General features: G+C 72.6%; 20 protein-coding genes and 1 tRNA gene. 8 read left to right on the top strand and 13 right to left on the bottom strand.

Annotated features, from left to right (window positions below; genetic code table 11):
* Positions 1–235: 235 nt before the first annotated feature.
* From ACRAKJ_RS00420 to ACRAKJ_RS00405, 4 genes are all read right to left on the bottom strand, one after another.
* Complete coding sequence (locus ACRAKJ_RS00420) at positions 236–2,026, bottom strand: sodium:solute symporter family transporter (RefSeq protein WP_438919595.1); 1,791 nt, start codon at positions 2,024–2,026, stop codon at positions 236–238.
* A complete protein-coding gene (locus tag ACRAKJ_RS00415; protein WP_438919596.1) occupies positions 2,023–2,328 on the bottom strand; it encodes a hypothetical protein in 306 nt (101 codons plus the stop codon). Before ACRAKJ_RS00415 ends, ACRAKJ_RS00420 begins: the two co-directional genes overlap by 4 nt.
* Positions 2,329–2,624: 296 nt before the next feature.
* Positions 2,625–3,500: a LytTR family transcriptional regulator DNA-binding domain-containing protein gene (locus tag ACRAKJ_RS00410; RefSeq protein ID WP_438919597.1), complete on the bottom strand. Its 876-nt coding sequence runs from the start codon at positions 3,498–3,500 to the stop codon at positions 2,625–2,627.
* 61 nt (positions 3,501–3,561) lie between these two features.
* Positions 3,562–4,425 (bottom strand): S49 family peptidase, encoded by an 864-nt coding sequence (locus ACRAKJ_RS00405; RefSeq protein WP_438919598.1) that lies wholly within the window; start codon positions 4,423–4,425, stop codon positions 3,562–3,564.
* A gap of 54 nt (positions 4,426–4,479) precedes the next feature.
* Here ACRAKJ_RS00405 and ACRAKJ_RS00400 point away from each other — a divergent pair, with 54 nt between their 5' ends.
* Positions 4,480–4,647 carry a hypothetical protein gene (locus ACRAKJ_RS00400; protein WP_438919599.1) on the top strand — a complete coding sequence of 56 codons (168 nt, stop codon included), beginning with the start codon at positions 4,480–4,482 and terminating at the stop codon, positions 4,645–4,647.
* Positions 4,648–4,683: 36 nt separating this feature from the next.
* Here the strand turns inward: ACRAKJ_RS00400 and ACRAKJ_RS00395 are convergent, their stop codons facing one another.
* From ACRAKJ_RS00395 to ACRAKJ_RS00375, 5 genes are all read right to left on the bottom strand, one after another.
* Positions 4,684–5,943, bottom strand: a complete 1,260-nt coding sequence (locus ACRAKJ_RS00395; RefSeq protein WP_438919600.1) for a histidine kinase — start codon at positions 5,941–5,943, stop codon at positions 4,684–4,686.
* A gap of 167 nt (positions 5,944–6,110) precedes the next feature.
* Positions 6,111–6,377, bottom strand: a complete 267-nt coding sequence (locus tag ACRAKJ_RS00390; RefSeq protein WP_438919601.1) for a hypothetical protein — start codon at positions 6,375–6,377, stop codon at positions 6,111–6,113.
* Between the two features lie 83 nt (positions 6,378–6,460).
* A complete protein-coding gene (locus ACRAKJ_RS00385) occupies positions 6,461–7,324 on the bottom strand; it encodes a DNA-formamidopyrimidine glycosylase family protein (RefSeq protein WP_438919602.1) in 864 nt (287 codons plus the stop codon).
* Positions 7,325–7,391: 67 nt separating this feature from the next.
* Positions 7,392–7,826, bottom strand: coding sequence for a DUF983 domain-containing protein (locus ACRAKJ_RS00380; protein ID WP_438919603.1), 435 nt, complete (start codon positions 7,824–7,826; stop codon positions 7,392–7,394).
* 85 nt (positions 7,827–7,911) lie between these two features.
* Entirely contained in the window at positions 7,912–9,486 is a 1,575-nt protein-coding gene (locus ACRAKJ_RS00375) for a sigma-70 family RNA polymerase sigma factor (RefSeq protein WP_438919604.1), read from the bottom strand.
* A 239-nt stretch (positions 9,487–9,725) separates the two neighbouring features.
* Here ACRAKJ_RS00375 and ACRAKJ_RS00370 point away from each other — a divergent pair, with 239 nt between their 5' ends.
* The 5 genes from ACRAKJ_RS00370 to ACRAKJ_RS00350 all read left to right on the top strand — a co-directional run bounded on the left by ACRAKJ_RS00370 (position 9,726) and on the right by ACRAKJ_RS00350 (position 12,345).
* Positions 9,726–10,124 (top strand): DUF7674 family protein, encoded by a 399-nt coding sequence (locus ACRAKJ_RS00370; RefSeq protein WP_438919605.1) that lies wholly within the window; start codon positions 9,726–9,728, stop codon positions 10,122–10,124.
* A gap of 27 nt (positions 10,125–10,151) precedes the next feature.
* Positions 10,152–10,224, top strand: a tRNA-Gly gene (locus tag ACRAKJ_RS00365).
* Positions 10,225–10,353: 129 nt separating this feature from the next.
* Positions 10,354–10,779, top strand: a complete 426-nt coding sequence (locus ACRAKJ_RS00360; protein WP_438919606.1) for an OsmC family peroxiredoxin — start codon at positions 10,354–10,356, stop codon at positions 10,777–10,779.
* Between the two features lie 102 nt (positions 10,780–10,881).
* The gene (locus tag ACRAKJ_RS00355; RefSeq protein WP_438919607.1) at positions 10,882–11,304 is read left to right on the top strand and encodes a hypothetical protein; all 423 of its coding nucleotides are present in this window, start codon (positions 10,882–10,884) and stop codon (positions 11,302–11,304) included.
* Between the two features lie 60 nt (positions 11,305–11,364).
* Positions 11,365–12,345 (top strand): pentapeptide repeat-containing protein, encoded by a 981-nt coding sequence (locus tag ACRAKJ_RS00350; protein WP_438919608.1) that lies wholly within the window; start codon positions 11,365–11,367, stop codon positions 12,343–12,345.
* A 3-nt stretch (positions 12,346–12,348) separates the two neighbouring features.
* On the opposite strand, the gene ACRAKJ_RS00345 is transcribed toward ACRAKJ_RS00350, so the two are convergent.
* The 4 genes from ACRAKJ_RS00345 to ACRAKJ_RS00330 form a co-directional block, all read right to left on the bottom strand.
* On the bottom strand, positions 12,349–14,100 hold the full coding sequence (locus tag ACRAKJ_RS00345) for an ATP-binding cassette domain-containing protein (protein ID WP_438919609.1): 1,752 nt from the start codon (positions 14,098–14,100) through the stop codon (positions 12,349–12,351).
* Positions 14,101–14,250: 150 nt separating this feature from the next.
* Positions 14,251–15,195, bottom strand: a complete 945-nt coding sequence (locus tag ACRAKJ_RS00340) for a glycoside hydrolase family 6 protein (RefSeq protein ID WP_438919610.1) — start codon at positions 15,193–15,195, stop codon at positions 14,251–14,253.
* Positions 15,196–15,222: 27 nt separating this feature from the next.
* Positions 15,223–18,195, bottom strand: a complete 2,973-nt coding sequence (locus ACRAKJ_RS00335; protein WP_438919611.1) for an NACHT N-terminal helical domain 7-containing protein — start codon at positions 18,193–18,195, stop codon at positions 15,223–15,225.
* 95 nt (positions 18,196–18,290) lie between these two features.
* Complete coding sequence (locus tag ACRAKJ_RS00330; protein ID WP_438919612.1) at positions 18,291–19,313, bottom strand: hypothetical protein; 1,023 nt, start codon at positions 19,311–19,313, stop codon at positions 18,291–18,293.
* Positions 19,314–19,595: 282 nt separating this feature from the next.
* Between ACRAKJ_RS00330 and ACRAKJ_RS00325 the strand changes: the two genes are divergently transcribed.
* A complete protein-coding gene (locus ACRAKJ_RS00325; RefSeq protein WP_438919613.1) occupies positions 19,596–20,729 on the top strand; it encodes a hypothetical protein in 1,134 nt (377 codons plus the stop codon).
* Positions 20,722–24,540 (top strand): FkbM family methyltransferase, encoded by a 3,819-nt coding sequence (locus ACRAKJ_RS00320; protein WP_438919614.1) that lies wholly within the window; start codon positions 20,722–20,724, stop codon positions 24,538–24,540. Before ACRAKJ_RS00325 ends, ACRAKJ_RS00320 begins: the two co-directional genes overlap by 8 nt.
* Positions 24,541–24,628 lie beyond the last annotated feature (88 nt).

Raw genomic sequence — 24,628 nt, 5'->3', positions numbered from 1 at the left:
ATGCGATGAGCGGTATGAATGCTGAGACGAACCGCCACTGGGGTGATCGACATCACCGCTAACCGGATCGGATGTCTTATCTACACCCGTTCGAGACCTTCACGCACTCCCTGCTACCACGCCTGCGGCCGAAGGAGTGCGCCGCTGGTCAGGCCCGCGCGGCCGTGGTGCCACCGCCCGCGGAGAGGTCCGGACCACGCCGCGACGAGCCCCCCGCGGGGTGCTCCGGATCACGTCAGGACGACGGCCCGTCCCGGCGCGCGCCCTCCTGGAGCGCCTTCTCCTCCGCCGAGCCGAACCGCTGCACGTCGCGGTCGCGGATGAAGCCCAGCGGGTCCGGCGCGTGGAAGCGCAGCAGGATCTGGTTGACGTCCTCGGGCCTGCGCCGCGACGTCAACCCGCTGATCACGACCATGGTCAGGAACGCCACCGGCACCGTCACCAGGGCCGGCTGCGAGAACACCGACGGCGCCCAGTCCCCCGTGTACGAGCTGACCACCGTGACGACCTGCGAGCCGAGCACCAGGCCGCCGCCGACGACCATGCCCGCCATCGCGCCCACCCACGTCAACCCGCGCCACCAGATGCCCAGCACCAGCAGCGGGCAGAACGTGGACGCGGCCAGCGCGAACGACATCGCCACGGTCAGCGAGGCGTCCGAGCGCGGCAGCGCCAGCGCCAGCAGGATCGCCACCGCGCCGGTCAGCACCGTGGCCCAGCGGAAGTCACGCACCTTGCCCGGCAGGATGTCCGTCGACACCACCCCGGCGACCGAGACGACCAGGCCGGACGAGGTGGACAGGAACGCGGCGAACGCGCCCGCCGCCACGACCGCGCCCAGCACCTGGCCGAGCAGGTTGGGCTGCACGGTGGTCGGCAGCAGCAGCACCGCGGCGTCCGTCGTGCCGGTCACCAGGAGCTGCGGCAGGTACTGGCGCGAGATCACCCCCAGCACCGTGGGGAACAGGTAGAACAGGCCGAGCAGGTAGATCACGTGCAGCGCGGTCCGGCGGGCGGCCCGGCCGTCGGGGTTGGTGTAGAAGCGGACCAGCACGTGCGGCAGGCCCATGGTGCCGAGGAACGTCGCGAAGATCAGCGAGTAGGTCTCGAACAGCTCGGCCGCGCCGCCGGTCTGCGGGCGCAGCCAGTCGGCGTTGTCCGCCGGCGCGCCCTCCACGACCGGCACCGGCGTGCCCGCGGTGAACCGCAGCTCGGTGTCCGCGCCCACGGTGTGCGCGCCGGCCGTCCAGTAGACCTCGCCGTCCGCCCGCGCCCCGTTGACCAGGCCGGTCGCGGACAGCTCCAGCGGCACGCCCACCCGCACCCGCACCGGCTCGGTGGTCGTCACGGACACGTCCTCGTGGAACCGCAGCACGCCGTCCGAGTCGACCGCCTGCGCGCCGTTGCCCGGTCCCGCCGCGAACAGCGTGAACAGCACGAACGTCGGCGCGGCGATGGCGAACAGCTTGCCCCAGTACTGGAACGCCTGCACGAGCGTGATCGCCCGCATCCCGCCGCCCAGCACGTTCACCACCACGATCGCGATGACCACCGCGCCGCCGAGCCACGCGGGCAGGCCGGTGATCGTGTTCAGCGTCAGCCCGGCCGACTGGAGCTGCGGCACCAGGTACAGCACGCCGATGCAGATCACGAAGAACGTGCAGAACCGGCGCAGGTTCGACGACCCGAGGCGGGCCTCGGCGAAGTCGGGCAGCGTGTACGCGCCGGACCGCCGCAGCGGCGCCGCCACGAACAGCATCATCGCCAGGTAGCCCGCGGTGAAGCCGATCGGGTACCACAGCGCGTCGACGCCGTCCTTGAGCACCAGCCCGGCGACGCCGAGGAACGACGCGGCCGACAGGTACTCGCCGGAGATGGCGGCGGCGTTGCGGGTCGCCGGGATCGCGCGCCGCGCCACCAGGAAGTCCGGCGTGGTGTTCGCCCGCCGCGAGCCCACGTAGCCCAGCAGGAACGTCAGCGCGGCGACCAGGGCGACGAGCCCCAGGCTCCACAGGTTCTGGATCACCGGTCCACCGAGTTCACGAAGTCCTGCTCGTGCCGCTCGGCGAGCCTGCGGTAGGCGTAGCCGACGCCGTAGCACAGCGGGAACGGCAGCAGGCCCAGCAGCACCCACGGCAGCCGCACGCCCAGCAGGTGCACGTCCGAGAGCTGGGGCAGCGCGAAGAACACCCCCGGCAGCGCGGCGAGGAACAGCAGCGTCGTGCCGCCGAGCGCCAGGCCGGTGCGCAGCTGCTGGCGGATGAGGTCGCGGATCAGCTTCTCGCCGACGCTGGTCTGCTCCTCCAGCTCGATGATGGTGCGCAGCACGCGACCGCGCCCCTTCGGGTCGGCCAGCACCACCCGCCGGCGACGCGGTTTCCGCCCCGGGGCCGGCGAACCCGGAACCGGCGAACCGGGAGTTGACGAGCCGGGAGCCGACGAACCGGACGCGGACGAACCGGGCGTGGTCGAACCGTGAGCCGGCGGGCCGGGTGCGGACGAACCGGACGCGGACCGGCCGTACGCGGGTGGGACGGGGACCGCCGCGCCCGGCACCGGCGACCAGGTGTCGCGCCCGGCGGGCGGCGGCTGGTCCGGTTGCCCGGGCGGGCCGGGGTGCTCGGTCATCCCCAACTGCTCTTGGGCGGTCGGACGAGCCGCTCCTTCAGCTCGCGCGTGTGCCGCCGGCTCACCGGCAGCTCCTTCGCGTCGTCGCCGGAGCCGATCACCACCGCGTACCCGTTCGACGTCATGCGCAGCTCGGTCACCAGCGGCAGCGCCACCAGGTAGGACCGGTGGATGCGCACGAACCCGGCGTTCTCCCAGCGGTCCTCCAGCTGGGCCAGGGGGATGCGCACGAGGTGGCTCGCGCCGTCGTTGGTGTGCAGGCGGGCGTAGTCGCCCTGCGCCTCCACGTACCGGACGGTGGCCCGGGGCACGAGCTTGATCGTGCCGCCCAGCTCGACCGGGATCACCTCGTCGTCCTGCGGTTCGGCCGCCGCGGTCGGCTCGGGCAGGGCCGTCGGGGTCGACGCGACCCGCTCGACGACCCGCGAGATGGCCTTGTTGACCCGGTCCTCGTTGATCGGCTTCGTCACGAAGTCCAGCGCGCCCACCTCGAAGGCCACCACGGCCTCCGAGTGCTCGACGCCCGTCACGAACACCAGCGCCGGCGGCGCGCGGAACGCGCCCAGCACGCGCGCGAGGTCCGTGCCGCTCAGCCCCGGCATGTTGATGTCCGCGAACACCGCGTCGACCGGCGGCAGGCCGGCCTTCTGGCGGTCCATCACCTCGGCGTCGTAGTCGCCCCGGAGGATGCGCAGCGCCTCGGCGGCGTCGAAGGCCGTGAGCACGCGCCTGATGTGCGGGCTGCTCTCCAGCAGGTACTTGATCTCGCTCAGGCCGGGGGCCTCGTCGTCCACCGCCAGGACGAGGAGACCGGCGCCGTCGGTGTTCTTCGGGGTGTTGGGGTTCTTGGGTGTACTCACTGTGCCGCGCATCTTGCCCATCGAGCGGGGTCGCTGTCTACGCCGGTTGCCGGACCTGTTACCGGCCCCGGCGTCACAAGCCGAATCGCGACCAGCGCGACCGCTCCTCCAGGGCGGCGAGGCCCTCCAGCAGGAAGTCCCCCGATCGGGTGGTGGCGCCGGCCAGCCCGAAGCGGGCGAGGAAGGGGCGGCGGGGCTCGGCGACGGCGATCTCGGCGTCCGGGTAGCGCTTGGCGACGACGCTGCGCAGCGTGCCGATCCCGTCGACCAGGCCGAGTTCGAGGGCCTTCGCGCCGGTCCACACCTCGCCGTTGAACAGCTCGTCGTCGGTGCCCTTGAGCTTGGTCCCGCGGCGCTCGCGGACCCACGCCGCGAACTGCTCGTGCAGCTCGGCCTGGAGGCCCTTGAGCCACTCGACGTCCTCGGGCTTCTCCGGGGAGAACGGGTCGAGGCGCACCTTGTTGTCGCCCGCCGCGTGCACGCGGCGCTCCACGCCGTACTTCCCGATCAGGCCGTCGAGGCCGAACCCGGAGCTGACCACGCCGATCGACCCCACCAGGGACGTGCCGTGGGCGTAGATCTCGTCGCCCGCGCAGGCCAGCCAGTAGCCGCCGGAGGCCGCGACGTCCTCGCAGAACGCCAGGACGGGCACCCGCTTCTTCGCCGCCAGCTCGCGGACGCGCTCGGCGACCAGCGCGGACTGCGTGGGCGCGCCGCCGGGCGAGTTGACCAGCAGCGCGACGGCCACCAGCCGGTCGTGGTCGAACGCGCGGGTCAGCGCGGTCTCGACGGTCTGGGCGCTGATGGTGTTGCGCGCCATCGGGGTGGGCGTGGGGGTGATGACGCCGTGCAGGCGGACGGCGGCCACCACGGGGCCGCGCTCGGTCCGCTCACCGACGATCCTGGGCAACCGGGCGATCTTGTCCGTCACGCTCATGCCCACGACCTTACGTGCAGCGGCGCGGTCGAGTGGCAGAGCTAACATCGGGCGGTGACGTTCAACCCGATCCGGTGGCTCGAACGCTACGTCGAGTGGTGGGACGACCGGGGCAAGAAGAACCCGGACGGGCCGACGACGATGCACGTCTACTGGATGTGGATCACGTGGTCGGTGTGCGCGGTGATGGTGGTCGCCGCGCTGGCGGTGGCCGCCGCCTGACGGTCGGGGCCCGGTCGCCGGGCCCGGCCCGGGTGGTCAGGCCCTGATCGCGGGCTGCTCGGTGGTGTCCTCCAGCCTCGGCGGCACCAGCGGCAGGTTCGTGCGCACGCCCCGGCTGTACTTGGGGATCTTCAGGATGATCTTCATGCCGGCGTCCGGCGCGGTCTCCACGACGAGGGCGTAGTCGTCGCCGAACACCGCCCGCATCCGGTGGTTGATGTTGCCCAGGCCGACGTGCGCGCCGGTCTGGTGGGCGTCCTTGAGGTCCTCGAACAACCGGTCCGGGTCCATGCCGACGCCGTCGTCCTCGACCGAGATCAACGCCTCCGCGCCGTTGTCCTCGGCGATGATCGTGAGCAGCCCGCCGCCGGGCTTCTTGGCCAGGCCGTGCCGGACCGCGTTCTCCACCAGGGGTTGCAGCACCAGGAACGGCAGCACGACCTGGAGCACCTCGGGCGCGATCTTGAGCCGCACGTTGAGGCGCGCGCCGTACCGGGCCTGCTCGATGGTCAGGTAGCGGTGGATGTTGGTCAGCTCGTCGGACAGCGTGGTGAAGAAGCCGTCGGTGCGGAACGAGTAGCGGGTGAACTCGGCGAACTCCTGGAGCAGCTCGCGGGCGTGCGCCGGGTCGGTGCGGATCAGCGACGAGATCGTGTTGAGCGCGTTGTAGACGAAGTGCGGCGAGATCTGCGCCCGCAGCGCCCGCACCTCGGCCTGCGCCAGCGCCTGCCGGGACTTCTGGAGCACCTCCAGCTCAAGCTGGGTGGAGACGAACCGCGCGGTCTCCTCGGCCATCCGGATCTGGCGCTTGTTCGCGACCCCGCTGACCACGATCAGCGTGCCCGCGACCTCGTTCTCCACCACCAGGGGCACGATCACCGCGCTGTGCAGCAGGCACGGGCCGGGCAGCTCGCAGTCGAGCTTCTTGTGCTCGACGTGCTCCTTGTGGCCCTCGCCGATGGCGCGCTCGATGAACGTGCGCAGGAACTCGTAGTGGTCGTTCGCCTCGCCGTCCCAGGACAGCAGCGTGCCCTCGTGGTCGGTGATGCCGACGGCGACGCAGCGCAGCATCTCCCGCAGGTGCGGGGTGGCCTTGTTGGCGGCGTCCTCGGTCAGGCCCTCGCGCAGGTCGGCGGACGCCTTGGACATGCGGTGCAGCATGTCCATCACGGCGTCCTCGACCGACGTGCTCACCCTGCGGGCACGGCACAGCATCACGAAGAGGCCGAGGACGGCCAGGGTCGCGATGACGCCGAGGACCGCGCGCTCGGTCAGGAGGTCACGCACGGCGTCCATGCTGTGCCGTGGGGGCCGCGTAGGCAAGGGGATCGGCGGCCGGACACGTGCACATCCGATGAATTGGCGGCGGCCGTGACCGGTTGCCTACCCGATCGAGTGACAGAACAGCGAGGCGGTGACGGAGAGTGGGCGCGATCCGACCACCGAACCGCGCCCCGGCGGCCTCAGTTGGCCGGCGCGTCGGACGTCGTGCTGGTGGTCGTCTCCTCGACGTCGCACCCGAGGAACGCGAGCAGCTCCTCCATGTCCGGTTCGTCGTACAGGCCGGCCTCCTCCAGGATCTCGCACAGCGTGACCCGCTCCTGGGCGTCGAAGGTGCCGCTCCCGGTACTCGCGGCCGGGGGCGTGTCCGAGGACGCGGCGGCCACGCCGGCGATGGTCGCCAGGCTCAGGGCGGCACCGGTGACGGCGGCGGCGATGCGGATGTCCATGACTCCTCCAAGTGGTCGAGCTGTCACCAGGGGGAGTTGCCGGGCAGGGCGTGCACAAGCACGGGTCCACCCGGACGTGTGACCTACTTCAGCAGGCGTGACATCCGGCGGTCGGCCAGCGGCCTGCCGCCCGTCTGGCACGTCGGGCAGTACTGGAACGCCTTGTCGGCGAACGACACCTCGCGCACCGCGTCACCGCACACGGGGCACGGCAGGCCGGTCCGCGCGTGCACCCTCAGCCCCGACCGCTTCTCGCCCTTCAGGGTGGCCGAGCCCTGCCCCACCGACCGCTCCACGGCGTCGGTCAGGACGCCGACCAGCGCCTCGTGCAGCCGGTCCAGCGCCTCGGCGGGCAGCTTCCCGGCCGTCGCGTAGGGCGACAGGCGCGCGGTGTGCATGATCTCGTCGGAGTAGGCGTTGCCCACCCCGGCCAGGACGGTCTGGTCGGTCAGCGCGGTCTTGAGGCGCTCGGTGCGGCCGGCGAACAGGTCCTCCAGCTGCGTGCGGGTCACCGACAGCGCGTCCGGCCCGAGCCGCGCGACGCCCGGCACCTCGCGCGGGTCGGCCACGACCCACGCCGCCAGGCCCTTCCTGGTGCCCGCCTCGGTCAGGTCGAACCCGGGCCCCTCCCCCGGCGGGCCGAGGTGCACGCGCAGCGCCAGCGGGCCCCGGCCGGGCTTGGGCGGGACCGCGGACAGGTGCTCCGACCAGCGCAGCCACCCGGCGCGCGCCAGGTGCACCACGAGGTGCAGGCCGCCGCAGTCCAGGTCGAGGTGCTTGCCGAACCGGCCGGCGCCCGTCACCTCCCGGCCCTGGAGCTCCGTCCAGGGCGGCGCGACCGTCTTGAGCACCTGCAACGACGAGACGTCCACCCGGTGCACGGTGCGGCCGACCGCGTGCTCGCGCAGGTGGTGGGCGAGGGCCTCGACCTCGGGGAGTTCCGGCACGCGTCCAGTGTCACCCGCCGACGGCGTTCAGTCGACCGGGTGACACCGGCGGGCCGGTCCGGTGGGTTCAGTCGACCGGCTGGAGCGGGCCGTCCAGGTCGGGCAGCGAGTACATCTCGATCTTGCGGGCCACCTTGGCGACCTCGTCGCGCACGACCAGGATGCCGCGCACCGTGCCGACCCACCGCTCCGGCGGCAGCTCGTCGGTCTTCTTCGACTCCGCCGCCACCACCCACGGCCGGCGCAGCGCCCAGCGGACCGGGAAGAACAGGAACAGCAGCACCAGCGCCACGATCAGCCAGGCGGGCACGACTACGTCGGCGGGCGTCCAGGCCACCAGCACGACGGCCATCACGACCACGATGGTCAGCATCAGCACGCCGGGGCCGTGGCCGCCGCTCACGTCGTGCTCGAAGTCGGCGTCGGCCGCCGGGTTGCGCCATTGGACCTGGCTGCGCACAGTCCACATCCGGCCGTCAGCGCCGCGCACCAGCCGCGTCATCACCGTCTCCTCAGACGTCGAGCGATCACTCAGCGTGTCCCACGCTACCGGCAAAGTCTTGCACCTCGTGGGTGAAAACCCGCAGTTACGCGGGTGTGAGAGCGGTCGGTGTCGGGTAGAGGGTCACCGTGGTGGGCGTGGTGACCGGTTCCGCCCTCGTCGGCCCGGGTCCGGGTTCGGCGGACGCGGTGGTGGTCGTGGCCAGCAGCGCCGTGTCGGACGGCGGCACCGGGGACGTGGTCGTCGGGGGCTTCGCGGTGGTGGGTTCCACCGCGGTGGAGCCCGCGCTGGTGGGTCCGGCGCTGGTGGGTCCCGTGGTCGTGCCGGCCGGGGTGGCCGACCCGCCGGGGCCGGGGACGGCCCCGGACGTGCTCGGGGCGGTGTCGGTCAGCAGGCGGGCCCCGGGCCGGTCGGACGCCGGGGTGCCGCCGGCCGGTTGACCGGGCACCGCGTCGGCGGTCGTCGTCGCGGACGCCGCCGGGGGCGCGGTGACCGTGCGGGCCTGGGTCCTGGTGTGCGCGACCCACGCCGCGGCGGCGGGCGAGGTCTCGCTGGTCGCCGTGCCGGTCGCGGTCGGTCCGGTCGTCGTGCACAGCGCCAGCACGTGCCCGCCGGGCGCGCCGTCCGGGCCGGGCTGCACGAGGGCGGGGCCGGGCGCGCCGGTGAACGCGCCCGCCAGCACCCCGAACAGGCCGACCGCCGCGGCCGACGCCGCCGCCGCGAGCACCAGCTTGACCCGGCCGGTGAGCAGCGCGGCCTTGCCCGCCGCGGCCGGCGCGAGCAGCGGTGCCGAGACGAAGGGGGTGGAGATCAGCGGTGCCGAGACGAGGGGGGTCGAGACGAGGGGTGCCGAGACGAGGGGGGTCGCCGCCAGCGGGCCGGTGACCAGCGAGGTCGTGGCCAGGGCGGTCACCGCCGCCGGTACCGCCATGAGGGCCGCGTGCGCCCGCAGCGACGAGCAGACCTCGGTCAGCTCGGCGTGCAGCGCGTTGCACGAGGAGCACGTCCGGAGGTGCTTGCGGATGCGCTTGTGCTCGGCGCCCTGCACGCCGCCCGCCACGTACGTGCCGAGCTTGGCCACCACCGAGCTGCACGCGCGCGGGCCGGTGTCCTCGGCCAGGTGCGCCTGGAGGTAGGCCGCGCGCAGGCCCTCCCGGGCGCGGCGGGCCAGGGCGGCCATCGCGTTGGGGCTCAGGCCGTAGCTCGGCGCGACCGCGGACGGCCGGGCGCCCTCCACCTCGACCTGCCACAGCACGGTGCGCCACCGCTCCGGCAGGCTCGTGAAGGCGCGCGAGATCAGCGTGTGCTCGGGGCGGTTCGCCGTGGCGTCGGGGAACGGCTCGACGCGCCTGCTCAGCTCCTCGTCCTCCACCGGCACGTCCCGCCGCCGCCCGCTCCACTCCCACGCCACCCGGCGCGCGACGGTCAGCAGGTAGGTGCGCACGTGGTCGGTGGGGCCGTTGCCCCGGCGGATCGCCTGGAGCACCCGGAAGAACGCCTCGGCGGTCAGGTCGTCGGCCTCGGCGTGCTCGCGCACGTGCCGCAGGGCGAACCGGCGAACGGCGTCGGCGTGGTGGGTGAACAGCTCGCCGAACGCGGCGTCGTCGCCCGCCCTGACCCTGGCGAGCAGTTCCCGGTCGAAATCGGCATCTCCGGCCATCCCGCCCGGCACCTCCCGCCCGCCCTGTGGTCCGCTCGTCAAGATGCCACAAACGGGTGGTCCGCGCTCCGAAGTGATAGCGACCCGATACCGAAGACCAGCCGGACGGTGTGGGCCGTTCGGGTCAGTCGCTGCACCCGCACCCCGCAACGCTCCCGGTGACGGACCGGTCACGGGTGGGCGTCAGGTGGTGGTCGGTGGCGTTCCGGGGGGTCGCGCGGCGAGTACGCTCCTGCCGCGTGGTCGACTGGCGCACAAGGGCTTCCGCCCTCCTCCCCGAGCTGAGCGCCGTCGTCGAGCGCGAGTCCTGGTCGTGCCACGTGTTCCTCTCGGAGCTGTGGCAACTGGCCCTGGAGGCGCACCGGGACGGCGACCGCGAGGCGCTCCGCCGGGTCTACGAATTCGCCCACTGGTGCTTCCGGCAGCCGGAGCGGTTCCTGTCGGACGCGTCGGTGGTCAGCTTCTACGAGCACGTGTTCGACGAGTGGGAACTGCGCGACGAGGTCGCGCCGTGGCTGCCGGCGGAGGTCGTCGACCGGGTGCGCCCGCTGTGGGAGTGGCGGTGGTCGAAGGAGCGGTTGTCCGAGGTGGACCGCCTGTTGACCCGGGTGCCACCCCCCGGTGCGAACGCCGTTTGAGGCATGGTCTATAGTTCTTCGTGTCAGGCGGATGTAGCGCAGTTGGTAGCGCATCACCTTGCCAAGGTGAGGGTCGCGAGTTCGAGTCTCGTCATCCGCTCTCGTGAAAGGCCCCCGGTGTCCGCACCGGGGGCCTTTCACGTTGTCGACCACTGGTGCGGGCGCGGCCCCCGGTGGACCGTTAGGTTTGGCGGCGAAGGGTTTCCTCGTCGAAGACGGAGTTGCAGACATGGCCACCACCCGCAAGGCGACCACGCACTGGGAAGGCAACCTGCTGGAGGGCAAGGGCAACGTCGCCCTGGAGTCCTCGGGCGTCGGTTCGTTCGACGTGAGCTGGCCCTCCCGCGCGGAGGCGGCGAACGGCAAGACCAGCCCGGAGGAGCTGATCGCGGCCGCGCACTCGTCCTGCTACTCGATGGCGCTGTCGCACGGCCTCGCGCAGGCGGGCACCCCGCCGCAGACCGTGGACACCTCGGCCGAGGTGACGTTCAAGCCCGGCACCGGCATCACCGGCATCCACCTGACCGTCACCGCGGTCGTGCCCGGCCTGGACGCCGACGCGTTCGCCGAGGCCGCCGAGAACGCCAAGAAGAACTGCCCGGTCAGCCAGGCGCTGGCGGGCACCGAGATCACGCTGACCGCCACCCTCGCGTGACCGCGTGACCACTGGTACCGGCCCGATACCCGAAGTTCCGGGCCGGTACCAGTACTTCGGCCCGATTTGACCCGGTTGAGGGATGCCCGGTAGTGGTGGTGGATGCTCACCGCGTCGGGTGGACCCGTACGGCTCGCCCTGGGGGCCCTCGTCGGTGCGGCCGTCGCGGCCCTCGTCGGCTTCTCCACGCTGACCGCGACCGGGGACGGCCCCGCGCCGCCCGCGCCGTCGGACGTCGGGCACATCGTGGTCGTGAAGGGCAGCGAGCCGCCCAGCCGCGCCGAGTCGCCGACGGGCGGGGTGCCGACGTCGAGCAGCACCACGACGACGACCTCCACGACCACCGCTGTGACCACCACCACGACCGTGTCGCGGACCACCACGACGACCACGTCGCAGGCGATCACCACGACCACGCCCACCACCACGACGACCAGGCAGACCACGACCACCACGCGCCGGCCGACCACGACCACGTCGACCACCACGACCACGACGCGCAGGCCGTGCGGCTGGTGGTGCTGACTCACCCGTCCTGGACTACCGACCGTGTTTTGGCAAGATCGAGGGGTGACGTCAAGCCAGGTGCCCACACAGCCCCAGCGAAGCAACGACACCCCCACGGTCCGCATCAAGCCCGTCGCCGTGCTCTCCGAGCCCGCGTGGCCCACGTCCGAACCGATGACCGCGACCAACGTGAAGCCGGTCGCGGCGCAGGTCAGCACCCCTCCGCCGGTCGCCACACCCGCTCCCGCCCCGGTGTCCTCGCCGGTGTCCGCCCCGATGTCCGCACCGGTGTCCACCAAGCCCGCCCACCCGGGCGTCGGGCGTCCGTTCATCCCGGCGCTGATCGAGCCCACCCCGCCCGACGGGCGGCAGGGCCAGCGCGCCAAGCCGCCGTTCGCGATCCTGCTCGGCGAGCCGCCCGCCCCCCAGTTCGACGGCGCGCCGGTCAACGGCGCCAAGCCCAACGGCGCTCAGCTCGGCGGGGCCCAGCTCAACGGCGCTCAGCCCAACGGCGCTCAGCTCGGCGGCGCTCAGCTCGGCGGCGCTCAGCTCGGCGGCGCTCAGCTCGGCGGCGCTCAGCTCGGCGGCGCTCAGCTCGGCGGCGCTCAGCTCGGCGGCGCTCAGCTCGGCGGGGCCACGGTGCCCGCGACACTGCCGGTGAGCGGCACGCTCCCCGTCACCGCGCCCGCCCCCGCGCCGATCCCCGCGCCCGCGCCGATCTCCGTGCCGACCGCCGCCCCCGTCGCCGCACCCGCGCCCACTCCCGCGCCGGTTCCCGCGCCCGCCCCGGCCCCCCTCCCGCCGGTGGACCCGCAGGCCACGACCGTCCTCCCGGCGATCTCGGACCTGCCGCCGGCCCCCGCCCCGGCCGCCCCCGTCACCCCGGCCCCCGCCGCGCCCGCTTCCGCGCCGGCTTCCGCGCCCACGCCCGCCTCCGCCCAGGCACCCGCTTCCGCCGCGGCGAGGGCGTTGTCGTCGGCGACGCCGCAGACGCCCAAGTCGAAGCTGCGCAAGATCGCGCGCAAGATCGTGGGCCCGACGCTGCTCACGAAGAGGTAGCCCTCAGGCCGTCTGGGTCCGGGCGTACAGCCCGCCCCTCCGCACCAGCTCGTCGTGCGAGCCGACCTCCGCGATCCGCCCGTCGTCCACCACCACGATCCGGTCGGCGTTGCGGATCGTGGACAGCCGGTGCGCCACGACGAACACCGTGCGCCCGCGCACCAGCCGGGCCAGCGCCTGCTGCACGAGCGCCTCGGACCGGTTGTCCAGCGCCGAGGTCGCCTCGTCCAGCACCAGCACGCGCGGGTCGCGGACGAGGGCGCGGGCGATGGCCAGGCGCTGCTTCTGGCCGCCCGACAGCCGTGCGCCGCGGTCGCCGACCACGGTGTCCAGCCCGGCCGGCAGGCGGTCGATGAACTCCAGCGCGTTGGCGTCGTCCAGGGCCCGCCGCACGACGTCCTCGGTGACGCCCTCCAGGCCGTAGGTGACGTTGTCCCGGATCGTGCCCTCGAACAGGATCGACTCCTGCGGCACCACGGACACGAACCGGCGGTAGCTGCGCAGGTCGAGGGTCTCCATGTCGACGCCGTCGAGCAGGATGCGGCCCTCGGTGGGCCGCAGGAAGCCGATGACCAGGTTCAGCGCCGTCGACTTGCCCGCGCCGGACGCGCCGACCAGCGCGACGGTCTCCCCCGGCCGCACGTCGAGGCTGAAGTCGCTGATCGAGTTCCGCCCCGACCCCGGGTAGGCGTAGCCGACGTCCTCGAACCGCACGCCGCCGCGCACGACGTCGACCCGCGCCTTGCCCGCGTTGTGCTCCAGGTCCGGGGCCTGGAGCACCTCGCCGAGCGACCGCACCGACTCCAGCCCCTTGCTGATCAGCGGGGTGAGGCTCATCAACGTGGTCACCGCGCCGGTGAGCGAGGCGAAGTAGGCGCTGAGCATGACGACGTCACCGGGCGTGACGGCCAGCAGGCCGTGGTAGGCGGCCAGGGCCGAGCCGACGAGGCAGCCGACGCCCAGCGCGTTCAGCGTGATCCAGGCGAGGGCGCCGAAGCGGACGTTGAGGCCGTCGAGCCGCATGCCCGCGTGGAACACCTGGCGCAGCGTGCCGTCCATCCGGTCGAGGGCGGTGCGCTCCAGGCCGTGCGCGCGGGTGATCGGGATGAGCGTGGTCATCTCGCCGACCCGCGACGACAGCCGCTCCACCTCCTGGCGGAACGACTCGTTGTGCGCGCGCAGCCGGCCGCGCAGCCACATGACCAGCACGGACGCGACGGGCACCACGACCAGGAAGACCGGCAGGAACGCGGGCGCGCCCAGCCCGATCACGACGAGCGCGCCGGTGAGCGTGGCCAGCGCGGACAGGCTCTGGTCGCCGACCTGCTGGGTGGCCGTCTCGATGCTCTCGACGTCGCGGATGACCTTGGTCTGGAGCACCCCCGCGCTGACCCGCGCGTGGTAGCCGATGGACAGCTGCTGCATCCGGCGGCTGAGCGCCGAGCGCACCCGCAGCCCCGTCCGGCGGGCGCTGCCGTACCACCAGCGCGTGTAGAGGACGGCGAACGGGTAGTTCAGCACCAGCATCACCAGCAGCAGGCCGGCGCCGACCCAGACGCCGAGCAGCGGCTCGCGCTCGACCACGACGTCGACGACGTGCGCGGTGATGACGGGCGTCAGCCAGGTGGGGCTGTGCTTGACGAAGAACGCGCCCGCGCCGAGCGCGAGCCGCCCCCGGTCCTCGCGGAACAGGTAGAGCAGGGTGCGGACGGGGTGCTCGCCCCGGTAGCGGTGGTCGAGGGGGCCGTGGGGCATGGCGGGGCAGCTCCTGGGGGGCCGTGGGGTGCGCTTCGGCGGCCCACACCGCGCCGTGCGGGGAAGCGCCGACGCGATCCTAGGACCCGTTTCGCCTGGCCGGACGGTGTTTTTCGCCCCGCTCCGCCATACCCCTCGGTAGGCCGCGGGTCAGTACCCGAACACCAGCCGGTAGGCGATCTCCGGGTCGAACGTCCCCGCCGGCGTGTTCGGGGCCGTGCCGCAGTTGCCGTCCGAGTCGCCGGGGACCTTCACCCACAGCAGCATCTCCGCGCCCCCGCCGGTCCGCGCGGTGGCGCCGAGCTGCCGCTGGCCGGGGTTGCACCACTCGCCGTTGTGCCCCTTGCCGTTGCGGGAGGTGTCGACCACGAAGGTCTTGGTGTAGCCGGGCAGCGAGCCGTTGACGGCGTTGCCGTAGGTCGTGGACTCGGCGGTCGTGTAGTAGTTGGAGACGTTGACGGAGAACCCGCGGACGTTCCGCACGCCGGCCGCGTCGAGCCGCTGCGCCATGGTGTTCGCCGGGACCCACCTGGCGTTGCCCGCGTCCAGGTAGGCCCACGTGTTCGGGGCGCGGTCGCGGAACTGCTCGGTGGCGAACCGGATCATCGCGTTGCGCTCGGTGACGCGCTCGGGCGTCATGCAGTTGAAGTCGGCCAGCGAGTCGGGCTCGATGACCACGACGGCGGGTCGGTTCCCGATGGCCGAGGCGAAGGCCGCGATCCAGCTCCGGTAAGCGGCGGGAGACCCCGCCCCGCCGCCCGAGTGCCCGCCGCACGCGTCCCGGCCGGGGATGTTGTAGGCGACCAGCACGGGCAGCTTGTCGGCGGAGTCGGCCGCGCCGACGAACGACCCGACCGCCTGGCCGATGTCGCCGCTCCAGCTGCCGAACCACCGGGCCATGGGCTTGGTGGCGATGTTGTCCCGGATGGCGGCCATGCGGCCGTCACCGCCGTTCCCCCGCACCCAGACGGCCGGGTTGGAGTTCGGGTCGACGTAGAAACCGCTGGTCAAGCTGATGGGACTGGCGGCTTGGGCGGGCACGGCGAAGCTCGTCAACGCCGCGAGCGTGGACAGGATCACGGTGAACAAGCGCATGGGGCATTGAAGCAACCTCGGCAACCCTTAGTCATCAACCGTGTTCACTGAGTGAGACTCGGGCTTGCGAGGCGGGCCGATGAACAGCTCCAGGAGGCGTTCGGGCGCGACCTCCCCGCTGTCGTCCGCCCCCTCCGGGATCGACCGGGCCAACTCGTCCCACCACGCCTTCCGGTCTCCGCCATCGGCGAACCGGGCAGCCACGAGCCGGAACACCGCCCGCGCTTCCGGCCTCACCGAGGCGTAGAGCGCCGGATCGTGAAATTCGGCGAAAGCTTCGAACAAATTCGACTGATAGTAGGCGAGAGCCAAAGATACCCTAGGATCGTCACCCCCCTTATCGAATTTTCCCAAAAAATCTCGAGTTACAAGAAAACGGAGGTTATTTTTGACGAATCCAAATGCCATCGTAATGACATCATCCAGGGCTGCCATGGCTCCAAGTGGGCTGTCGATCACCAAAATGCCACCCACGAATGCCGCGAACCGCATCAACCGAGCTTTTTGTAAATCCCCCTCCAGTGCCGCCATCTCATGCTCGAACCTCGGCCGCATCGACAGGTAATCCTTCGGATCACAAGACAAATCCTTCGACCTGGCGAAGTCGACCATGGCGGTCAGACCGTCCACGTCCAACCCTGAACGCCACAGCGCGAGGGTCGACCGCCAACCCTCCGGATCGCCTGCGACGTCGACTTCCGCGCCCAGTGCGACCAGGTTGGCCGAGTAGAGGGCCAAGCGGCGGATGTGGTCGACCGGTGTCGGGCTGTACAGCTCGTACCTCTGCGAGGTAGGCCGTCTCCGGTACGAGGCGTACAACTCGGTCAACAGTCGTCGCACGGGCTCCTGCTCATCGCGGAAGCCGGAAAGGATCTCCCCCACGAACCCCAGAGTGGATTTGCGTACCGCCAACACCTGGTGGGACAGAACGGCGCGGAGGAGGTCGTCATCAGGTTCGCGTGCACCGAACTTTCCCCCATAGGCCGCGTCGGCGGCGACACGGAGGGCACGCACCACGAACCGGGCGACGAGGTACTCGACGAACGTGGCGTGCAGGAATTCGTAGGCCCGCTCGGCGGTGTCGTCCCCCAGCAGGTTCGCCTCCGCCGTGTGCACGAAGAAGAACTCGCCCAGCAACCGCTTTCCCTGCCCCGATGCCCCGCGCGATACGACTTCCAGGGCTTCCAGGTCCGCTTGGAGGTCCGCCTCGCGCAGGTGCTGCACGCCCCGGTTGACCATGGCCAGCGCAGCGACCGACAACCGGTGGACCTGCTCCTCCACCTCCGCCTCCACGTCACCCGGCGGCACGGAGCGCTTCGAGACCTCGCGACGGGCGAAGTTGTCGAAGATCCGCTCGTACAGCACCGACTTCGACGTGCCCTCCTCCAGGACCGGCGTGGTCGGGTCGGCCGCGTAGATCGCCAGCATCAGCAGCAGCAGCGGTTGGCCGGCCAGGTCGGGCTGCCGCAGCGCCTCCTCCCTGGTCAGTGCCCGCACGCGGCCGTCGCCGACCGCCGCCGCGTTGGTCCGTCGCCAGACGTCGAGCCAGGTCCCGATCTGCGCCTCGTCGAACTCCTCCAGCTTCACCACCGTCACGCCGTCCGGGATGGTCACGCGGTCGGCCACGACGGTCCGCGACGTCACGACGAACGCCACCGGCCGGTCCTGCAGCGCCTCGACCCGCTGGAACTCGGCCACCTCCCGCAGGTAGGCGCTCCGGTCGTGCTGCGCGGCCTGGAGCAGTTCGTCCAGGCCGTCGAGGATCACGACCCGCAGCGCGTTCGCGCTCTGGTCGGTCAGCTCGTGCCACCGGACCCGGCGGTGCGTCGCGTTGTCGAGCGCCTGCTGGACCTGGTCGAGGATCGGCGCCTCGGCCTCGACCGACCGCAGCGGCACGCGGACGACGGTGTGGTCGGCGGCCGGCAACCGGGCCGCCAGGACCTTGGTGAGCAGCGATTTCCCCGCTCCCGGGTGGCCGAGCAGGAGCAGCGGCACGCGGGTCGCGTCCGGGGAGAGGAGGTAGGACGTGATCATCACGTCGAAGTCGTCCGCCACCGGCAGCTCGTCCCACCAGTTCTCGTCGGCGGGGCGGCACCCCGGCACGTGGGGCGCGATCCGGTACCTCGGGTTCACGAAGACCTCGCCGACCGGCGGGAACGTGATGTCCGTCCCGTAGCGCTCGGCGTCGGTCGGCACGACCGGCAGGTCCAGCACACCGACGTTGGCGCGCCGCAGGGCAGTCGGTTGGTCCGGACCGACGTCCTGCCGCGCGACCAGGCCGAGCAGCGCTTCGACCCGCCGCAACGCGTCGGTCGGCGCGGTCAGCAGGGCGCGGGTGGCGGCGTGCTCGCCCAGCGAGCTCCAGATCGCGAACTCCGGCACCTCCGCCGCCAGGGTCACGTACATCGACTCGTACCGACCGCAGGCCGACGCCGGGAGCCCGTCCAGGTCCCCGCCCGGCCAGGCGGCAAGCCCTCTCAGGAAGGCGACCGTGCGGGCGTCCAGAATGCCGAACCAGGCGCGCAACGACTCCAGGTTCTCGTGGAACCCCCGGGTCGGCGACGGGATCGGGACCTCGTTCGACAGCACCCACCCGACCGCGTCCCCGCCGGCCAGGACGCGCCGCTCGCGCTGGGTGATCGCCAACTCCTTCACCAGCGGACGGCCCACGGCCTCCTCGAACACCTCGAAGTACGCGGCCACGACGATGGTCGTGTGGGCGGCGGCCACGAGTTCGCGGCGTTCCAGACCGGACACGCCGGCCAATCGCCCCGACAGGGACGAGACCAGGGACCGGAGCAGCCCCATCGCCTCGTTCTTCTGGTCGACCCACCCCCACAGCGGCGCGACGACCGCCAACCCGGCGGGCCCCAGCGCGGCCGCACCCGCCCCGAGCACGGCCCCGCCCAACGCCTTGTCGAGCAACCCGACCCACTCGGGGTCGTACTTGCCGAGGACGCGCAGCGCACCCTCGAACGTCAGCGACGGCTCCTTGCGCAACGCGGACTCCCCCGGTGCGGGAACAGGACTACCAGGGGTAGTCGTCCGCGACCCGGGTGGTCGTTAGCGCAGCAGGCGGAACAGCCGGGGGCAGGTCACCGGAGATCGGCAGTGGTGCCGGCGGTCTCCAACGCGTGGAGCGACGTGTACCGCTGCCGCTGCACGAACGCCGATCCACGGCCGGTCCCCCCGTGCGGCAGCGCCGCGCCCAACCGGCGGTGGGAGGGATGTCCCGGGGAGGTCAGCAGGAAGACCTGGTAGCGACCATCCGTCCAGCTCGCGATCGATGCGTCGATCACCTCGGCGATCCTGCGGTCCGCGCGGTCGTCCGAGCCGCGCAGCCGAGCCGCCTCCTCGGGGCTCCACTCGACGTTGTCACGCCGGTGGAGCACGGCGGGGACCTCCTGCTTGACTTCGCGGTCGGCGTAGAAGGCGATGCGGTCGACCGGTCGGAAGGCTCGTCCGGCCTGGCAGACGTAGGCCCGGCAGCTCTCGTAAAGGGACCAGGCGTGCTTCGCCGGCACGACGACGGTGTCCTCCAGCGTCACCGGTCGCTGCGCGTACACCGTCATCACGGCGCTGAGCCGTTCGAGCCAGGCGGCGGCGTCCGCGTCGATGAAGGCGGCGAGCTCGAAGATCTGACGGATCTCGAAGGGGATGTCGACGTTGATCGTCGAGTCGTGGTGGGCGAGGCGGTTGCGGAACTTCCGGACCCGCTCGACGGCGACCGCCACCTGCTTGCGCTTGCCCGACGAGTGCGGGAACGCCCGGTGCAGGCAGTCGCGCCACAGTTCTTCGTACTTCGGCCCGAGCAGCCCGGACCAGAACCCGAAGCTCAACCCCGCCACGATCTGGTGCCTGGACTCCTTGCGCTGGGGCAGGAGGCGTTCCCGGACCGCGGCGACGGCGCCGGCGACGTGCTCTCCACCCGGGGTGGGCAGGAGGAACCACGGGATACCGCACTCGTCTTCCCGGAAGTGCTCGCGCAGGCAGCGGTCGAGGGCGTTGCGGAGAAGCACCTCCAGGTGACCCACGACCTCGAAGGCCGCGGACGAGGTCCGGGCGCTCCACTCGTAGAGGGCGATCGCCGCGCTCTTGTCGCCACCGGCATCCCGCAAATAGGGGCCATCCGCGGCTCGGAGAGCATGTTCCACACGGCCGGGACGTCGACCTCGACGGGCGGCATGTCGAAATGTTATCGTTGGTGACGAACGCCCCAGTGCCGCCTCTGCTCGCATGCGCCTGGGGCTTCTTCACGTCCGCGAGCCGGTCCACGAGTCGCGTCCGGGTTCGGACGGTGGGCCGCCGGCAACGACCGCATCACAAGTGCCGGATGCCGACAACAGCCGAAAGCGCATGAGCAACAATGGCGCTCGCGCGGCAACCCCTGGAGGAACGGAATGTCCTGGCAAGAGGACCTGGCTGAGCTCGACCGCACGCTGGCGGAGGGGCGGATCAGCGCCGACGAGTACCGCCGTCGCCGGGACGAGCTCCTCGCGGCCGCGACGAGCAGCGGCACGGTCGGGGCGGGCGGCACACCGGCGGCCCCCCAGCAGCCGCAGAGCGGTCCGTTCGCGCCGCCCGTGCGGTGGGACGCGGTCCCTCCCCGGCCGCAGACGCCGAACCCGGACGCCACCCAGGTCGTCAACAACAACCAGGCCAGCGCCGACAAGACGCAGGTCGTGAGCGGGCAGCAGCGCGGGCAGGACGCGGACCGCACGCAGTACGTGGCGCCGATCACGCCGCCGCCCGGGATGCCGCAGCAGCCGCCGCCGCAGCAGGGCTGGCAGTCCGGCCCGCCGGTGGGCACGCCGCCGTGGGGCGGGGACAGCTTCTCCCCCGTCGACCAGAACCCCTCGTGGATCGCCCAGGGGCCCGAGGTGTTCGACGAGGGCGGTGGCGGTGGCAAGGGCAAGGTCATCGGCATCGTCCTCGCGGTCGTCCTGCTCGCGGGCCTCGCGTTCGGCGCCTACTGGCTGTGGGGCCGCGACAACGGCTCGACCCAGGCCGGCGGCGACACGACGACGTCGAGCACGCCCACCACCACGTCCTCCACGCCGCCGCCGGACCCGCTGCCGGTCGGCGAGATCCCCGGCAAGGTGAGCACCAACAAGGCGGTCACCGACTTCACCGCGGTGCCGAACCTCAAGTACCTGCTCGACTCGGAGGCCGCCCTCTACACGGCGGCGGGCGGCACCAAGACCAAGCTCGCCCAGTTCACCCTGGACGACGGGTCCAAGGGCATCGTGCTGATCGTGCAGGCCACCGACGCGACCGCGGCGGCCACGGCCGTGCAGGGCCTGTTCAACACGCAGGTCAACAACGGCATGACGCAGTTCAACGGCGGCCCCGCCGGCGTGTCGACCGGTGAGATCGACGCGGCGGGCGGCCAGAACGCCCGCGTGCGCGGCCACTACAGCAGCAAGGACCTGATCGTCCGCGTGGACGTGGCGGCGCCGACCCTGGCCGCCGCGCAGAAGGGCTACGAGCAGGCCCTGGAGGCGCAGCTCGAGGTGCTGCCGACCGATGGCTGAGCGCACCACGGGCACGACGGGCACGACAGGCACCGCGCACGCCGCTGACGGCACGAGCACGAGCGGCGCGAGCACGAGCGGCGCGAGCACGAGCGGCGCGAGCACGAGCGGCGCGAGCGGCAGCGGTGCGGGCGGTGGGCGCGCGGTGATCGCGTGCACCATCGTCGCCCGCAACTACCTGCCCGCCGCGCGCGTCCTCGCCGCGTCCTACCTGGAGCACCACCCCGACCCGGACCACGGCTTCGTGATCCTGGTCGTGGACGCCCCGCGCGGCGAGGGCGAGATCGGCGACCGGGTGCGGGTCGTCGGCCCGGAGGCCACCGGCATCTCCGAGGACGACTACCTGCGGATGGCCACCGCCTACAACGTCACCGAGATGGCGACGGCGGTGAAGCCGTACCTGCTGCGCGCGCTCCGCGCGGACGCCGACGTGGTGATCTTCCTCGACCCGGACATCCAGGTGTTCGCGCCGATGCCGGAGCTGGCCGAGCTGGCCCGCGCGCACGGCATCGTGCTGACCCCGCACTTCCTCAACCCGCTGCCGCGCGACGGCAAGGACCCGAGCGAAGCCGCGATCATGGGCGCGGGCATCTTCAACCTCGGGTTCGTGGCCACCGGCCCCGGCGCGGAGCCGTTCCTGGACTTCTGGGCCGAGCGCCTGCGCCACGACGCGGTCGTGGCCCCGGAGAGGCAGCTGTTCACCGACCAGCGGTGGGTGGACCAGGTGCCCGCGCTGTTCGACAACCACGTGCTGCGCGACCCCGGCTTCAACGTCGCCTACTGGAACGTCCACGAGCGCCCGGTCGAGCGGGACGCCGACGGGGTGCTGACCGCGGGCGGCCACCGGCTGCGGTTCTTCCACTACAGCGGCTACCGGCCGGAGCGCCCGTGGTTGCTGTCCCACCACACGCCGACCCGGCCACGCGTGGTGCTGTCCGAGCACCCCGTGGTGCGCGAGCTGTGCGACGCCTACGGCGCCCTGCTCCAGGCCAACGGCTACGCGAAGACGCTGGGCGCGATCCCCTACGGCTTCGCGCAGATGGCCGACGGCACGAAGATCGGCCAGGCCGTGCGCACCCTCTACCGCGACGCGTGGGAGGAGGCCGAGCGCAAGGGCAAGCCGAACCCGCCGCACGCGTTCGGCCCGGACGGCGGCGCCGCGCTGCGCCGCTGGCTCGCCGAGCCCGCCGACGACGCGCCGCTGGGCACCACGCTGAACCGCCTGGTCAGCACGCTGTGGGAGTCCCGCCCCGACCTGCGCGAGGCGTTCCCGCTGCCGCACAGCCGCGACGCCGCGCCGTTCGCGTCCTGGTGCGCCGGTTCCGGCGTGAAGGAGGCGCAGCTCCCGACGTGGGCGCTGCCCTCCGAGCCGGTCGCCCCGAGCGAGCCGACGGACGAGTTCGGCGTCAACGTCGTGGGCTACCTGACGGCGGAGCTGGGCGTCGGCGAGATGGCGCGCCTCGTGCACGACGCCATCGCCGAGTCCGGCGTGCCGGTGGCCTCCGTGGTGGAGGACCGCCTGGTGTCCAACCGCACGGGCCTGGACGAGCCGGGCACGGTCGGCGAGCCGCGGTTCCCGGTGAGCCTGCTGTGCGTGAACGCCGACCAGACGCGGGCCGTGCTGGACCACCAGCCGCACGTGGGCCACCACCGCTACCGGATCGGCCTGTGGGCGTGGGAGCTGGAGGAGTTCCCCGGCGAGATGCACCACGCGTTCGACCTGGTCGACGAGGTGTGGACGGTCAGCGAGTTCTGCCGCGAGGCCATCGCCAAGCACACGTCGATCCCGGTGAAGGCGATCCCGGTGCCGGTGCGCGACCCCGGCCCGGTGGACCGGCCGCCGCGCCGCGCGGGCGACCCGGTGACGTTCCTGTTCGCGTTCGACTTCTTCAGCATCGGGCAGCGCAAGAACCCGTGGGGCCTGGTCGACGCGTTCCAGCGCGCCTTCGAGGGCCGCGACGACGTGCGCCTGGTGCTCAAGGCGATCAACGGCGACAAGAACCCGCACACGGCCGAGCGCCTGCGGGTGCGCGTCGTGGACGACCCGCGCATCGAGCTGGTCGAGCGGTACCTGTCCGTGGCGGAGCTGGACGAGCTGTACGCGACGAGCAGCGCCTACGTGTCGCTGCACCGCAGCGAGGGCTTCGGCCTGACCGTCGCCGAGGCGATGGCGCGCGCCATGCCGGTGATCTCCACCGACTACTCCAGCACGACGGAGTTCCTGGACGGGCGCACCGGCTGGCCGGTCCCGCACCGGCTGGTCCGGGTGGGCGCGGGCAACGGCCCGTACCCGGCGGACGCGCTGTGGGCCGAACCCGACCTGGACGCCGCCGCCCGCGCCATGCGCGAGGTCGCGGACAACCCGGCCGAGGCCGAGCGGCGCGGTCGCGCGGCCCGCGAGCACATCCTGCGCACGCGGTCCGTCGGGAACGCGGCGCGGTGGATGCGCGAGCAGCTGCGCGCCGCCCACGACAGCTGGAAGAACCAGGGCGGCGCGGGCTACCGGGCCGCCGTGCCGGGCGCCGACGTGCTGCGACCGCTGCGCGACGCCAAGCAGGCGCTGCTGTGGCGCGCCGAGGCGGGCACCGCGTCCCGCACGCCGCTCGCCCCCGCGCTGCGCCGCGCCGTGCTGCGCGCCATCGACCACTACGACGTGCACCAGCGCAAGGTGATGGGCACGCTCGTCGGCGGCGTCGAGGACACGCTGAGCGCGGTCGTGTCGCGGCTGGAGGCCGTGGAGGCGGGGGTCGAGTCGACCCGCTGGGTCAACGAGGGCCTGAAGGACCGGCTGTCGTCGATGCGCGCCGACGTGGACTCGGTGCGCGACTCGACCACCCGGGTGGAGCGGCAGCTCGACGAGAGCCTGGAGCGCGTGTGGTCCCGGCTGGCGGACGACGAGCGCGCCGCGCACGACGGGTTCGCCGCCCGCGACCTGCGGCTCGACGACGGGCAGCGGCGCGCCGCCGAGGGTGAGCAGCGGGTCGCCGAGCTGGCGAAGGCGCTGGACGCGGTGCAGGACGCGGCACGGCTGCGGCACGCCCCGGTGCCCGCGGGCGCCGACGTGGTGGTGTGCGACGCGGGCGCGCTGCTGCTGCCCGCGGACGACGTGGTGCGGCCGTGGCTGTCCTACCACCGGTCGTGGGAGGTCGAGGAGGCCGAGCTGATGGCCCGGCTGGTCGGCGACGGCGCGTTCGTCGACATCGGCGCGCACGTCGGCTACCACACGCTGCGCCTGTTCCAGCGGGCCGCGGGCGTCACGGGCGCGGTGGCGGTCGAGGCCAACCCGGTCAACGCCGAGTTCCTGCGCCGCAACGTCGCCGCGAACCTCGGCCCCGAGACCGCGGCGCTGGTGGACGTGCTGCCGCTCGCCGCGTGGGACGAGGACGGCAGCGTCCGCCTCGTGCAGGCGGAGGACGGCAACAGCGGCGACCACCGGGCGCACGCCGCGGACGACGGCACCGAGGGCGGCGTCGTGGTGCCGGCCGTGCGGCTGGACGGGCGGCCGGAGATCACCGGCCGGCGCGTCACGCTGGTCAAGGTGGACCTCCAGGGCCGCGACCACCGGGCCCTCGCCGGCCTGGCGGGCGTGCTCGAACGGGACCGCCCGCACGTGGTGTGCGAGTTCTGCCCGAGCGCCGTCGTCGAGCTGGGCGACGACCCGGGCCAGGTCCTGCTCGGCTACCGCAAGCTCGGCTACGCGCCGGTCCCGCTCGGGGGCGACCCCGAGGTCGACCACGCCGACGACGACCTCGTGCGGCAGGCGGAGGACGCGCCCACCGGCTTCGTCACGCTGTGGCTTCGCCCACTCTGACCTCACGTTTCGCTGTCAGGACGGGGTGTCCTCCTGCGACACTCGTGCACGACGCGCCGTGAGGGGGCGGTCGGGCGCGAGCGTGGAG

Source organism: Saccharothrix sp. DSM 118769 (genome assembly GCF_052936295.1).
This window is presented reverse-complemented; position numbering and strand designations above follow the sequence as displayed.